At 66.2% G+C, this 13,916-nt stretch carries 10 protein-coding genes; 3 read left to right on the top strand and 7 right to left on the bottom strand.

The window, feature by feature from the left end; genetic code table 11:
* Positions 1-4 precede the first annotated feature (4 nt).
* The 7 genes from FVA74_RS10125 to FVA74_RS10155 form a co-directional block, all read right to left on the bottom strand.
* On the bottom strand, positions 5-1,165 hold the full coding sequence (locus FVA74_RS10125; RefSeq protein WP_168220106.1) for an LPXTG cell wall anchor domain-containing protein: 1,161 nt from the start codon (positions 1,163-1,165) through the stop codon (positions 5-7).
* Positions 1,166-1,325: 160 nt separating this feature from the next.
* Positions 1,326-3,233 carry a translational GTPase TypA gene (gene typA, locus FVA74_RS10130; RefSeq protein WP_147722101.1) on the bottom strand — a complete coding sequence of 636 codons (1,908 nt, stop codon included), beginning with the start codon at positions 3,231-3,233 and terminating at the stop codon, positions 1,326-1,328.
* An 88-nt stretch (positions 3,234-3,321) separates the two neighbouring features.
* On the bottom strand, positions 3,322-5,145 hold the full coding sequence (locus tag FVA74_RS10135) for an ABC transporter substrate-binding protein (RefSeq protein WP_168220107.1): 1,824 nt from the start codon (positions 5,143-5,145) through the stop codon (positions 3,322-3,324).
* Positions 5,146-5,226: 81 nt separating this feature from the next.
* Positions 5,227-6,948 (bottom strand): ABC transporter ATP-binding protein, encoded by a 1,722-nt coding sequence (locus FVA74_RS10140; protein ID WP_240792210.1) that lies wholly within the window; start codon positions 6,946-6,948, stop codon positions 5,227-5,229.
* Positions 6,949-6,983: 35 nt separating this feature from the next.
* The gene (locus FVA74_RS10145; protein ID WP_147722107.1) at positions 6,984-7,946 is read right to left on the bottom strand and encodes an ABC transporter permease; all 963 of its coding nucleotides are present in this window, start codon (positions 7,944-7,946) and stop codon (positions 6,984-6,986) included.
* Positions 7,936-8,865: an ABC transporter permease gene (locus FVA74_RS10150; protein WP_147722109.1), complete on the bottom strand. Its 930-nt coding sequence runs from the start codon at positions 8,863-8,865 to the stop codon at positions 7,936-7,938. The genes FVA74_RS10145 and FVA74_RS10150 overlap by 11 nt, the downstream gene beginning before the upstream one ends.
* A 61-nt stretch (positions 8,866-8,926) precedes the next feature.
* Positions 8,927-10,537, bottom strand: a complete 1,611-nt coding sequence (locus FVA74_RS10155) for an ABC transporter substrate-binding protein (protein WP_370454498.1) — start codon at positions 10,535-10,537, stop codon at positions 8,927-8,929.
* Between the two features lie 358 nt (positions 10,538-10,895).
* On the opposite strand from FVA74_RS10155, the gene FVA74_RS10160 reads away from it, so the two are divergent.
* The 3 genes from FVA74_RS10160 to FVA74_RS10170 all read left to right on the top strand — a co-directional run bounded on the left by FVA74_RS10160 (position 10,896) and on the right by FVA74_RS10170 (position 13,830).
* Positions 10,896-11,684, top strand: coding sequence for a CPBP family intramembrane glutamic endopeptidase (locus tag FVA74_RS10160; protein WP_240792211.1), 789 nt, complete (start codon positions 10,896-10,898; stop codon positions 11,682-11,684).
* A gap of 185 nt (positions 11,685-11,869) precedes the next feature.
* Positions 11,870-12,214: a DUF485 domain-containing protein gene (locus tag FVA74_RS10165; protein ID WP_147722111.1), complete on the top strand. Its 345-nt coding sequence runs from the start codon at positions 11,870-11,872 to the stop codon at positions 12,212-12,214.
* Positions 12,211-13,830, top strand: coding sequence for a cation acetate symporter (locus FVA74_RS10170; protein ID WP_147722113.1), 1,620 nt, complete (start codon positions 12,211-12,213; stop codon positions 13,828-13,830). Before FVA74_RS10165 ends, FVA74_RS10170 begins: the two co-directional genes overlap by 4 nt.
* The last annotated feature ends 86 nt before the right edge of the window (positions 13,831-13,916 follow it).

The following is a 13,916-nucleotide window of genomic DNA, read 5'->3' on the forward strand; positions in this document are numbered from 1 at the left end:
TCAGTCACGCGCTGGCAAGCATCCGACGCCGCACGACCATGAGGGCGGCACCGAGCAGCAGGAGCACAGAGCCGGCCGCGAGGGGTGCCGCCGTCTCGGCACCCGTGACGGGCAGCCCCACGACGAACGCGACGCTTGCGACCGTGCCGGAGTTCTGTCCGGTCATCACGAGAGTGTGGCTCCCCACCGCGAGCTGCGCCAGGAGCGACGGGGTGAGGGTCACCTGCACCACGCCGTTGACAACCGGGAAGGTGCCGACGAAGAGCGGGCTCGAGAAGGCGTAGACGTCGACCCACGAGTCCTGCGCGTTCCACACGACGTTCGCGGTGTGGGTCGCGCCCGCGTTGAGGCCGGCCGCTGGCAGGCCAACGGATGCGGCGGGCTGCGGTGTCGAGCCGTTGGCCGCGAGGTATGCCGCCAGGTCGGAGGGCGCGGGGGCCGGAGCCTTCTTGGGGGCGCTCACGGGCGTCTCAAGGAACGCATTGGTCCAGTTGTCGTCGTAGCCGGTGAGCTTGGCCGTGACGATGACAACGACCTGGAAGTTGATGACCGCGTTCGTCACGGTGTAGGTGGATGAGTTCGCACCCGGAATGTCGCCGCCGCGCTCTCCAGCGTTGAACCCCCACTGGTAGCTGAGCTGTGTGCCCGCAGGCCAGCCGGAGGTCTCTGCGGTCAGCACGTTTCCGACCACCGGCGTGCCGGAAATCGTGACCGTGCCGAGCGGAACGGGCTCAAGCGTCGGCGGGGCAGGAACCTGGGGCGCCGCAGCCATGGTGACGGCGGGCAACGTCACGTCGGAGTCGACAATGCTGAACGGGACGGTCACGGTCTCATAACCCTCAAGGGCGAAGACTACCTCGTAGTCACCGACAGGGAAGGACAGCGCCTCATCGCGTGCGAAGACGAATGCGCCGTCGACGCCAGTGGTGACGGAATAGTGGCTGGGAGTCTCGCCCGGCTCGGTGAACCTCACCGAGGCCCTGACACCCTCGAGTGGCACAACCTGCTCCTCGGCGTCCACAGTGACCACCGAACCGCTCAGCGCATACCGGTCTTCGGGAGCCGCGGATGCTGGCGCTACGCCGACGAGGCCGACAATACCGACGACCGCCGCGCTCAGGGCCACGGCTGCTGCCCGGCCTAGTTTGTTGTGCAGAGTGTTCATAGAGCTGTGCTTCCTCTTCGGGTCATCGGAATCGCCGAGGAAGCAGATTGCGGACACCGTGAGGCGACCGAGTCGATGGTTCCCCCGCATCGCCACACTAGATGCAGAAAGGCGCGCCCGGTATACCAGGCGCGCCTTTTCCCCGAACTGGGGGTGCCGCTTAGGCGTCCTGCTTCTTGGCACGGGCCGTGGCGCGGCCACGCGCGATCGAGTCGAGCTCGACCTTGCGGATGCGGATGACCTCGGGGGTGACCTCGACGCACTCGTCCTCACGGCAGAACTCGAGGCTCTCCTCGAGCGTCAGCTGGCGCGGAGGCGTCATCGACTCGAAGTTGTCGGCTGTCGACTGCCGCATGTTGGTGAGCTTCTTCTCCTTCGTGATGTTGACATCCATGTCTTCATTGCGGGAGTTCTCGCCCACGATCATGCCCTCGTAGACCTCCTGCGTGGGCTGCACGAAGAAGGTCATGCGCTCCTGCAGGTTGATCATGGCGAACGGGGTCGCGACGCCCGCACGGTCGGCAACGATCGAGCCGTTGTTGCGCGTCACGATCGAGCCGGCCCACTCGCCGTAGCCGTGGGCGATCGCGTTGGCGATGCCCGTGCCACGGGTCGTCGTCATGAACTCGGAGCGGAAGCCGATGAGGCCTCGCGACGGCACGATGAACTCCATGCGCACCCAACCGGTGCCGTGGTTCGTCATGTTCTCCATGCGCCCCTTGCGGGACGCGAGCAGCTGCGTGATGGCGCCGAGGTACTCCTCGGGCACATCGATCGTCAGGTGCTCAAAAGGCTCGTGCAGCTTGCCGTCGATCTTCTTGGTGACCACCTGCGGCTTCCCCACGGTGAGCTCGAAGCCCTCACGGCGCATCTGCTCTACGAGGATCGACAGGGCGAGCTCGCCGCGGCCCTGCACCTCCCAGGCGTCGGGGCGACCGATGTCGAGCACCTTGATCGAGACGTTGCCGATGAGCTCCTTGTCAAGCCGGTCCTTGACCATGCGAGCCGTGAGCTTGTGGCCCTTGACCTTGCCAATGAGGGGCGAGGTGTTGGTGCCGATCGTCATCGAGATGGCGGGGTCGTCGACCGTGATGGTCGGCAGGGGGCGCACATCATCGGGGTCGGCGAGCGTCTCACCGATCGTGATGTCGTCGAAGCCCGCGACCGCGACGATGTCGCCGGGACCCGCGCTCTCAGCGGGGTAACGGTCGAGCGCGCGCGTCTTGAGCAGCTCCGTGATGCGGGCGCTCGTGACGGTGCCGTCGTGGCGGGCCCAGGCGACCGTCTGGCCCTTCTTGAGGGTGCCGTTGAAGACGCGGAGCAGGGCGAGACGACCGAGGAACGGTGAGGAGTCGAGGTTCGTGACCCAGGCCTGCAGCGGGTGCTCGTCGTCGTAGCTCGGCGCGGGAATGTGCTCGAGGATCGCCGCGAAAAGCGGCTCGAGGTTGTCGTTGTCGGGCAGGGAGCCGTTCTCCGGCTTGTTGCGGCTCGCGGCGCCGGCACGGCCAGAGGCGTAGACGACGGGCACGTCGAGGATCGCGTCGAGGTCGAGGTCGGGCTGGTCCTCCGCAATGTCGCTCGCAAGGCCGAGCAGGAGGTCCTGGCTCTCGCCGACGACCTCGTCGATGCGCGCATCCGGGCGGTCGGTCTTGTTGACGAGCAGGATGACCGGAAGCTTGGCCTCGAGCGCCTTGCGGAGCACGAAGCGGGTCTGCGGGAGGGGACCCTCACTGGAGTCGACGAGCAGCACAACGCCGTCGACCATGCTGAGGCCGCGCTCGACCTCGCCGCCGAAGTCGGCGTGGCCGGGGGTGTCGATCACGTTGATCGTGATGGGGGTGCCGCCCGCGTGCTCGCCGTTGTAGCTGATCGCCGTGTTCTTGGCGAGGATCGTGATGCCCTTCTCACGCTCCAGCTCGTTCGAGTCCATTGCGCGCTCCTCGACGTCGGCGTGCGCGTCGAAGGAGTTGGTCTGGCGAAGCATCGCGTCGACGAGGGTGGTCTTGCCGTGGTCGACGTGGGCGACGATCGCCACGTTGCGCAGGTCAGAACGGGTGGCAATTGCCATAGAAGTAGTGTCCTCAAAGAATGTGGGAAAGAAAGAAGGGGGGTGGAGTCACCGCTGCCCTACACGGCAAGTGTACTCCCCCGCGCAACTAGCCCTGTGCAGCGTCGTCTGCGGGGCGCCAGCGCCAGGCGTCGTGCAACACCGTCGGGGCATACGGCGATGGCGAGACGCCCGCGACCTCGTGCGCGACGACCGTGACGACGGGGAGCTGCGCGATCGGCAGGCCCCACCCCTCCTGCCACAGGACGGCGTCCAGCGCTGCGCGCAGGGCGGCCCGCGCATCCTCGTCGTCCTCGCGCTCGAGGTCAGTGAGCAGCTCGTCGACCTCGTCGCTCGCAAAACGGCCGTGGTTGAGCGGAGAATCACTGCCGAACATGGCGGTCGCCGACTGCGTCGAGAGCGTGCGGTCGCGCAGTCCGTAGAGCGCCGCATCCCATGCGCCCGGCGTGCCGAGCAGGTTGCGCCAGTCGGGACTCGAGCAGTCGGTGACGGTGATGCCGACGGATGCCGCGGCATCCCGGATTTCAGAGAACTGGGCCACACGACGCGGGTTCGCCGGGTCGAAGAGCACGCAGACGGTCGCATCGGCCTTCACGTCACCGTCAGCGATGGCGGATGCGAGGGCCCGCTTCGCCGAGCGCGCATTCTCTTCGATGCGTTCGCCCTCGCTTGCCTCAACCGAGTCGTCGTAGCCGTGCGCCCCCGGCATCATCGTGAAGGAATCGCGTGCCGCGGCATCCGCCCCTGTCGCCCCGGCGGCTTCGATGAGCTCGTCACGGGGAACGCTCGCGAGGAGGGCGCGCCTGACCTCGGAGTTCTCGATGGCGGCGTTGGCGCTGTCGTCGAAGCGCAGCTGGAGCACGTCCCAGACGCCGGCCCGCGTGACCTTCGGCTCGACCTCGAGGTCGTCGAGCGCCGCCATGACGTCGGCCGACACCTGGGGTGAGAGCACGTCGACCTCGCCGGCCTCGAACGCGCTGAGCGCCTCGAGCGGATCGGAGATGTGGCGCACCTGGATCGTCTCGAACCGAGGGCGGTGCTCGCCCCGATAGCGCGGGTTCGCCGTCAGTGTCAGCACTTCGGCAGCGAGTGCCGTGATCATGTACGGCCCCGTGCCCACGAGCAGCGCCGGGTCGACGTCGCCGGCCTCGACCGCGAAGCCGCTGTTCCAGGCGCGGGAGAGGGCGGCGAGTGCCGCCGAGTCCCGCGTGGCGATGGCGTCCACCACCGCAGCCTTGGCATCCTCGTCGGATGCCTCGTCATCGAGGTCGAGTGCGAGCCTCCCCACGACGTGGGCGGGCAGGCCGACCGTGAAGATCGCGGCCCAGTCGGCGACGGGCTCATCGAAACGGAGCGTGATGGAGCGATCATCGTCTCCGACCTCCGGGAGTCGCGTCGCCAGGTGCAGCCCGTTGGCCGTGAAGCCATCGAAGTACACGGCGTCGTCGGGGAAGTCCTCGGTGAAGAGCCCCGTCTCGGGATCGACGTACTTGTCTGGGTCGAGGTCGTCGTCATTGAGCGCGCGCGAGTTCGCCGCCCAGGAGAGCAGCAGGTCGGCTGCGTCGACCTCGGCGCCATCCGACCATTCCACGCCATCGGCGATCGTGTAGCGCACCTCAAGCGGGTCGTCAGCGACCCTCTCGACCGTGCCGAATGACTCGTCGAAGATGAGCCGCCCCGCGGCATCCCACGACGCGAAAGCGGAGTTGGTCGCCGCGACCACGCTCGCATTGCTGCCGTTGGCGCTGCCGTGCCCCGTGTTGGGGTTGTACGACGTGAAGGGCGCGTCAAGCGCAACCGTCACGCTCGTGCCCTCGGCGACGCGGGAGTCGCTCGTGCACGCGGAGAGACCGACCACGAGGAGGGCCGAAACCACGACAGCGCCGGATGCCGCGACGGAACGATTGAGCACCAGACCCCCTTCAGACCGTCGACAATGCTACCGATCGCACCCTGACGGCCCAGTGGGAGCCGCCAGGGCGCGATGGTCGCGTCAGGCGCCGAGCGTGAGGTCTGCGCCGGGGATCGCGTTGAGCAGCTCGCGAGTGTAGGCCTCGCGCGGGTTGCCGAAGACCTCATCGGTCGTCGCGGACTCGACGATGCGCCCCTTCGACATGACCGCGACCGTATCGGCGATCACACGCACAACCGCGAGGTCGTGCGTGATGAAGAGGTAGGTGAGCCCGAGCTCGGACTGCAGTTCGGCGAGCAGGTTGAGGATCTGCGCCTGCACGAGCACGTCGAGCGCCGAGACCGCCTCATCAAGGATGACGATCTCGGGCTTGAGCGCGAGCGCCCGCGCGATCGCGACCCGCTGCCGTTGGCCTCCCGAGAGCTCGTTGGGATAGCGCCCCATGAGCGTCTCCGGCAGCGAGACCTGCTCGAGCAGCTCGCGCACCCGAGCCTTGCGCTCTGCCGCCGTGCCGACATCGTGGGTCACGAGCGGCTCGGCGATCGTCGCCGCGATGCTGCGCAGCGGGTCGAGCGAACCGTAGGGGTCCTGGAAGACCGGCTGCATCTTGCCGCGCAGGGAGAAGAGCTCGCGACGGTTGAGCTTCGCGATGTCGGTGCCGCCGATGCGAATCGAGCCGGATGTCACGGTCTCGAGCTTCAGCAGCATGCGGGCGACCGTCGACTTGCCAGAGCCTGACTCCCCCACGAGCGCCATGGTCGTGCCGCGGGGGATCGAGAAGGAGACGTTGTCGACGGCGGTGATCTCGCGCGAACCGGCCTTGCCGCCGCGGATCTTGAAGACCTTCGTCAGCTGGTCGACCACGATGGCCGGCTCCGCCGTGGTGGCAACGCTGTGCGTGCGAGCCTCGCCTGCGGCGATGAGGTCGATCTCCTCCGACCCCTTCGGCACCTCGTGCTGGATCGATTCGAGGTGACCGCCAGAGATCTGGATTCGCCGTGAAGCAAGGCTGGGAGCCGCCGCGACGAGGCGCTGGGTGTAGGGGTGCTGCGGGTCCTGCAGGATCTCCCGCGAGGGGCCAGATTCCACGATGCGACCCTTGTACATGACGATGAGCTTCTCGGCACGGTCGGCGGCGAGGCCGAGATCGTGCGTGATGAAGAGCATGGCCGTGCCTGAGTCGCGCGTGAGCGTCGCGAGGTGGTCGAGGATGCGCTTCTGCACCGTGACGTCGAGAGCGGATGTCGGCTCGTCGGCGATCAGGAGCTTGGGCGTCGACGAGAGGCCGATTCCGATGAGCACACGCTGGCGCATGCCGCCGGAGAACTGGTGCGGGAACTGCTTGAGCCGCGTTTCCGCGTCGTCGAGTCCCGCCTCCTTGAGCACCCGGATGGCGTGCTCCTTGACCTCCTTGCGGCCCCTCGCAATGCCGTTGGCCCTGATGGCCTCCTCGACCTGGAAGCCGATCGACCACACAGGGTTGAGGTTCGACATTGGGTCCTGCGGCACGAGGCCGATGAGCTTGCCGCGCACGTCCTCCATCTCGGCGCGCTTGAACTTCGTGAGGTCACGACCGTCGAAGAGCACCTCGCCCTGCGTCACCCGGCCGGAACCAGGAAGAAGGTTGATGATGGCGTGCGCTGTCGTGGACTTGCCCGAACCGGACTCGCCCACGATCGCGACAGTCTCGCCGTGGTTGATCGTGAAGTTGACACCACGCACGGCGGGCACGAGCCCGTCCTGCGTCTGGAATCCGACGTGCAGGTCGCGGATATCGAGCAGCGGGCCGGTGGCATTCGACATACGGTTCATCTGCGTCGCATTCATTGCTGTATTCGTCAACGCTGGGCCCTCGCCTTCGGGTCAAGTGCGTCACGGAGGACCTCACCAAGCGTGATGAAGGCGAAGACGGTGATCGAGAGGGCGATGGACGGGAGAATCAACGTCTGCGGTGCCGTGCGCAGGTCCACCTGCGCGGCGCTGATGTCGTTGCCCCAGGACATGGTCGTGGTGGGCAGGCCAACGCCGAGGAATGAGAGCGTCGCCTCCGCGACGATCGCTGCTGCGAGCGAGATCGTTGTGATCACGATGACGGGCGCGATCGAGTTCGGCAGCACGTGTCGCACGAGGATCTTGAGCCTCGAGACCCCGAGCGCCTCGGCCGCCATGACGAAGTCCGAAGCCTTGACGCGCAGGATCTCCGATCTGAGCACACGCGCAACAACCGGCCACGCGAACAATCCGATCGCAAGCGAAATGACCCACACGCTGCGGTAGGCGCTCAACACCGACATGACGACGACGGCCGCGAGGATGTAGGGGATCGAGAAGAAGATGTCGCCCACGCGGGAAATGACGGCGTCAAGCCAGCCGCCGTAGAACCCGCTGACGGCGCCGGCCACAAGCCCCAGCACCGTTGTGATCACGATGACGATGAAGCCGACAGCCACCGAGGTCGACGTGCCGTGGATGATCCGCGAGTAAATGTCGCAGCCCTGCTTCGTGAAGCCAAGGGGGTGTCCCGCGGTCGGACCGCCGTTGCTATTGGCCAGCAGGCACCCGCTGTTGGGGTCCACCTGCGTGAAGAGGCCCGGGAAGAGGGCGACGATCGCGACCAACAGGATCAGCGCGCTGGAGAGCCAGAACAGGGGGCGACCACGAAGGTCACGCCACGCGTCTCGCCACAGGTTGCTGGGCTTCTCGTCGGCGCGAACCTTGACACTGTCGATTTCGACGAGTGGCGTCTCCTCCAGGGGAGCGACGTAGTGGTTGGGCTTGCCGCCCGGAGTGTTACTTGACATAGCGGATCCTCGGATCGAGAACGGCGTAGAGCAGGTCGATCACCAGGTTGACGACGAGATAGATGAGCACCATGACGGTCACGAAGGAGACGACCGTCGGGCCCTCGCCTCGCAGGATTGCCTGGTAGAGCGTGCGACCGACGCCGGGCACGTTGAAGATGCCCTCCGTCACGGTCGCGCCCACGAGCAGCACGCCGAAGTCGGTGCCGAGATAGGTGACGACGGGGATGAGCGAGTTGCGGAGGATGTGCACCGGAATGACGCGGCGACGACTCAGGCCTTTGGCATAGGCCGTGCGCACGAAGTCGAGCCCCTGCGTCTCGATCACCGAGGCGCGCGTGAGTCGCACAATTTGGGCGAAGCTCACGCTCGCGAGCACGAGTGCGGGAAGCACGAGATCGGCCCAGGGCGCACCGGCGCCCACCGTTGTGCGGGCCCATCCGAGCTGGATGCCGAACACGTACTGGGCCACGAAGGCGACGACGAAGATCGGCAGCGAGATGAGCACGAGACTCACCGCCAGGGCGCTTGCATCGAAGAGCTTGCCCTTGCGCAGGCCCGAGATGAGGCCGACGAGAATGCCCGCGATGCTCTGGAACAGCATCGCCAGCACTGCCAGGCGAACCGTGACGGGGAACGTTCGGGCGAGGATCTCGGTCGTGGGTTCGCCGGTGAACGACGTGCCGAAATCGCCCTGGAAGATGCCAGTGAAGTAGTACCAGTACTGCACGATGAACGGCTCATCGAGGTGGTACTCAGCGCGCAGGCGGGCCAGCAGCGCAGGGTTCGGCGTCTTGTCGCCGAACAGGGCGAGGATCGGGTCGCCGGGCATGGCGAACACCATGAAGTAGATGAGGAAGGTCGTGCCAATCAGGACCGGAATGGCCTGAAGCACGCGCCAGAGAAGATAACGAGCCATAGTGATTCACACGGGGAGACGGGGGCGGCGACCGTGTCGCCGCCCCCGTCCGAAACCGAGATCAGCCCTTGGTGATCTCGTGGTAGAGCGGAACCGAGTTCCAGCCGAAGGTGACGTTCTCAACGTCCTCGCCCCAGCCGCCGGTCACGTTCGAGTACCACAGCGGGATGACCGGAAGGTCCTGGAGAAGAATCTCCTGGGCCTGCTGGAAGAGCGCGGTGCCCTCCTCGATCTCGGTCGACGTGGCGCCCTCTGCGAGCAGCGCGTCGAACTCGGGGTTCGTGTAGTCGCCGTCGTTCGAGCCAGCGTTGGTCGCGTAGAGCGGCCCGAGGAAGTTGTACAGACCCGGGTAGTCGGCCTGCCAGCCGGTGCGGAACGCCGTCTGGATCTGACGCTCGGTGATGAGCGTGCGAGCCTCAGCGAACGTGGGGTACGGCTGCCCGGAGGCGTCGATGCCCAGCGTGTTCTTGACGCTGTTCGCAACCGCGTCAACCCACGACTGGTGTCCACCATCCGCGTTGTACGCGATCTGGAAGGAACCCGTGAAGGGGCTGATGGCGTCGGCCTCAGCCCAGAGACGCTGTGCCTCCTCGGGGTTGTACTCGAGCACCTCTGCGCCCTCGAGCTCCTCGGTCCAGCCGTCGATCACCGGGGAGGTGAAGTCGGAGGCAGGGGTACGGGTGCCCTGGAAGATCACCTCGGTGATCTCGTCGCGGTTGATTGCCATCGAGAGAGCCTGGCGACGGAGGTTGCCCTCTTCGCCACTCCAGTGCGCGAGGCGCTCCGGGATCGTGAAGGACTGGAAGATCGCGGCGGGCTGGTTGACCCAGCGGTCGCCGAGGTCGTCCTGGTACGTGCCGAAGGCAGCGTCCGGGATCGCGTCGAGCACGTCGAGGTTGCCACCCTGGAGGTCTGCGTAAGCAGCATCCTGCGAAGCGTAGAAGACGATCTCAAGACCGTCGTTCTGCGGCTCGCGCGGGCCGTCGTAGTCGGGGTTCACGGCGAGCGTGATGCGCTCGTCGTGCTTCCAGGCACCCTCGCCGTCGAGCATGTAAGGGCCGTTGCCGACGGGGTTCTCGCCGAACGCGTCCATGTCCTCGAAGGCCGAGGCGGGAAGCGGGTAGTAGGCCGAGTAGCCGAGTCGCAGCGGGAAGTCCGAGAGGGGCTGCTTCAGCGTGACGGTGAACTCCGTCTCGCTGACCTTCTCGAGGCCGGTGAGCTCGCTGTCCTCGTCCCAGCTGAAGCCCTCGATGTCCTCGAAGAAGTAGCTGGAGAGCTGCTCGTTGCTGAGCAGTGCGCCATAGTTCCACGCGTCGATGAACGAGTCTGCGTTGACGGGCTCACCATTGGTGAACTCGAGGCCCTCGCGAATCGTGATCGTGTAGGTCTGCGAGTCCTCGGTCTCGATCGACTCCGCGACGTCGTTGTGCGCTGCACCCTCGCCGTCGTAGTACACGAGTCCCGCGAAGATCGCGTCAAGGATCTTGCCGCCACCAGTCTCGTTGGTGTTGGTCGGGACCAGCGGGTTCTGCGGTTCGCTGCCGTTCGTGGTGATGACACCGCCGGCGTTGTTGCCTTCGTTGCCCCCATCACCTCCGGCGCAGCCGGTGAGCACCAGGGCGCTCGCGGCGACGATCGCTGCGGCCCCAAGGCCAATGCGTCGCATCTTCAATTTTCCTCCTGTGCAAGTGAGTCGACGCCCGATCCAGAACGGACTCGGGCCCCGGATGCCGCGGCTTCGCCGGACGGCGAAACCGCAAGCGGTGCGTGTGGATTAGAGCCACTTTCACCTGCCCACGTTTAAGGGGGCAGACGGTGTAGTTTGCCACGATAGGTGCCCTGAGCATGAAAAGCCGCTGAGGATCCAGATAATTTACACAACCGCAATGGTTACGCGGGAAATCCTCATCGTGCGCACTTTTCTTGCGCGTGAGGCGCTATCCGCTCGATAAGAGCGCTCACGGCCGAACCGCAGCGCTTTCCGCGCGCAGGTTGGGCCCCAAGTAACCACCTTGAGAAGGAGCAAGCGATTGTCGACACCCACCAATGGGCGCGCGAATGAGCAGCTGTCTCCCCGACGACTCGCCGTCGAGGTCGCGATCGTGCTCGGGCTGTCGCTCGGGGCATCCGCCCTCTACTCCATCGTCGCCATCATCAACCGGCTGACGCGGGAGGAGACACTCTCGCAACAGACCGCCACGCTCAACACCTCGCTGAGTTCGCGGCCCGTGTTCGACCTCATCTATCAGGTCATGGGGGTCTTCTTCGACCTCATGCCCGTGGCCCTCGTCTGCTACCTGCTGTGGAACGCGGCACGCCCGCACCTCGGCGCGCTGGGTCTCGACCTCCAGCACCCCGCCCGCGACACGCTCCACGCCGTCGCGCTCGCACTCGTCATCGGCATCCCGGGGCTCGGGCTCTACCTCCTTGGCCGCGAACTCGGCATCACCGTGACGGTCGTGCCGACCGCCCTCGACGAGCACTGGTGGACCGTGCCCGTGCTGCTGCTCTCCGCCGCGCGCGCCGGCATCGTGGAGGAGGTCATCGCGGTCGGCTACCTGCGCGACCGGCTCAAACGGATCGGATGGGGGCCATGGGCCTTCATCGTCGCGAGCGCCCTCCTGCGCGCCTGTTACCACCTGTACCAGGGCTTCGGCGCCTTCGTGGGCAACCTGGCAATGGGCGTGCTCTTCGCATGGCTCTATCACCGCACCGGCCGACTGCTCCCCCTCGTGATTGCGCACTTCCTCATCGACGCGGCCGTCTTCGTCGGGTACCCCTGGGCGGCGGCGACATTCCCCGCCCTGCTGGCCCCGTGACATCCGCTCGCGCGGGCTCGTAGAAACGCCGGTGGATATGTTGGCGAAGGCGACATACCACGGGTAGACCCATCTCACCAGTCTCTTGACACTCGTTTGCGGGCCATGTTTGAGTGTCCCCGCAGCACGCAATGCCGCGTGCTTCCCGTCCGGCGTATCACGCCTCGACAAGGCAAGGGAATCGCATGAGTAATGACGCTCGCAGTGCACCGCCAACCGATTTCGCAGAGGTCGAGGCCTCGGAACCGTTCACACGACTGAAGAAGCGTCACCGCTCCTTCGTGTGGCCACTCACCATCGCCTTCCTCGTCTGGTACTTCGCTTACGTCCTTCTCGCCTCCTACGCGCCCGACTTCATGTCGACCAAGGTGTGGGGCAACATCAACATCGGTCTCCTCCTCGGCCTCGGCCAGTTCGTCTCCACCTTCGCCATCACGACCTGGTACGTGTCATTCGCGAACCGGCAGCTCGACCCTCTCGCGGCAGAGATCCGTGCCGACCTCGAAGCCCGTGAAGGAGTTGCACCATGAACCGCACCGACATCATTCGCGCCGCCTTGGAGTCGACCGAGATCGGCGACCCCATCCTCAACATCTCTATCTTCGGCGCCTTCGTGCTGGTCACCCTCGTGATCGTGCTGAGGGCCAGTCGCAACAACAAGACCGCAGCCGATTACTACGCGGCGGGGCGTTCCTTCACCGGACCCCAGAACGGCACCGCGATCGCGGGCGACTACCTCTCCGCGGCATCCTTCCTCGGCATCTGTGGGGCCATCGCCGTCAACGGCTACGACGGCTTCCTCTACTCGATCGGGTTCCTCGTTGCCTGGCTCGTCGCGCTTCTGCTCGTCGCCGAGCTCATGCGCAACACGGGCAAGTTCACGATGGCCGACGTGCTCTCGTTCCGGCTCAAGCAGCGGCCCGTGCGCCTCGCGGCGGCCACCACGACACTCGCGGTGTGCTTCTTCTACCTGCTCGCGCAGATGGCCGGTGCAGGCGGGCTCGTCTCGCTGCTCCTCGGCATCGACGACAAGCTCGGCCAGTCCGTCGTCGTCGCCGTCGTGGGTGCGCTCATGATCCTCTACGTGCTCGTCGGGGGTATGAAGGGCACCACGTGGGTGCAGATCATCAAGGCGGTGCTGCTCATCGCTGGCGCCTTCGTCATGACGGTGTGGGTGCTCGCGCTGTACGGCTTCAACCTCTCCGAGCTCCTGGGCGCTGCGGCATCCGTCGGCGGCGAAGACGTATTGAGCCCCGGAAAGCAGTACGGCATCAGCGACCTCACCCGCCTCGACTTCGTGTCACTCGCGCTCGCGCTCGTGCTCGGAACTGCGGGCCTGCCCCACGTGCTCATGCGCTTCTACACCGTGCCGACGGCACGAGAGGCCCGCCGGTCGGTCGTGTGGGCCATCTGGCTCATCGGCGCGTTCTACCTCTTCACGCTCGTGCTCGGCTATGGAGCCGGAGCACTCATCGGCGGCGAGCGCATCCTCGAGGCCCCCGGCGGGGTGAATTCCGCTGCGCCGCTCCTGGCGTTCGAGCTCGGCGGCCCGCTGCTGCTGGGCTTCATCTCGGCCGTTGCGTTCGCTACGATCCTGGCAGTCGTCGCAGGACTGACCATCACTGCCGCCGCATCGTTCTCCCACGACGTCTACGCAAGCGTCATCAAGAAGGGCAAGCCCGGCCCGGGCACGGAGGTCAAGGTCGCGCGCATCACGGTCGTCGCGATCGGCATCCTCGCGATCGTCGGCGGCATCGGCGTGCAGGGTCAGAACATCGCCTTCCTCGTGGCCCTGGCCTTCGCCGTTGCGGCGTCGGCAAACCTCCCGACCATCATCTACTCGCTTTTCTGGCGCAAGTTCAGCACCCGGGGCGCGCTGTGGAGCATGTACGGCGGTCTCGGGTCGGCGGTCATCCTCATCGCGTTCTCCGGTGTCGTCTCCGGCAGCGAGACGTCGATGATCCCCGGCGTGGACTTCTCCTGGTTCCCGCTGAACAACCCCGGCATCATCTCAATCCCGCTCGGGTTCATCCTTGGCTGGCTCGGCACCGTCACGAGCAGCCGCCGGGAAGACCCCGCGGTCGCCGCCGAGATGGAGGTGCGCTCGCTCACGGGCCACGGGGCCGAGAAGGCGACCTCGCACTAGCGCACGAAGGCTGCATCTGCCCGATCTCACAGCGCCGTACGGCCGTGAGATCGGGCGGATGCATACTCCCGGGCGCCCGGAAGGTG

It is taken from the genome of Salinibacterium sp. dk2585 (assembly GCF_008001035.1).
Lineage (GTDB): Bacteria > Actinomycetota > Actinomycetes > Actinomycetales > Microbacteriaceae > Homoserinimonas.

Bases quoted from the DNA above. Each gene is read 5' to 3' on its own strand.
- FVA74_RS10125 (WP_168220106.1), bottom strand. From the start codon at position 1,165: ATGAACACTCTGCACAACAAACTAGGCCGGGCAGCAGCCGTGGCCCTG.
- typA (WP_147722101.1), bottom strand. From the start codon at position 3,233: ATGGCAATTGCCACCCGTTCTGACCTGCGCAACGTGGCGATCGTCGCC.
- FVA74_RS10140 (WP_240792210.1), bottom strand. From the start codon at position 6,948: ATGTCGAATGCCACCGGCCCGCTGCTCGATATCCGCGACCTGCACGTC.
- FVA74_RS10145 (WP_147722107.1), bottom strand. From the start codon at position 7,946: ATGTCAAGTAACACTCCGGGCGGCAAGCCCAACCACTACGTCGCTCCC.
- FVA74_RS10150 (WP_147722109.1), bottom strand. From the start codon at position 8,865: ATGGCTCGTTATCTTCTCTGGCGCGTGCTTCAGGCCATTCCGGTCCTG.
- FVA74_RS10165 (WP_147722111.1), top strand. From the start codon at position 11,870: ATGAGTAATGACGCTCGCAGTGCACCGCCAACCGATTTCGCAGAGGTC.
- FVA74_RS10170 (WP_147722113.1), top strand. From the start codon at position 12,211: ATGAACCGCACCGACATCATTCGCGCCGCCTTGGAGTCGACCGAGATC.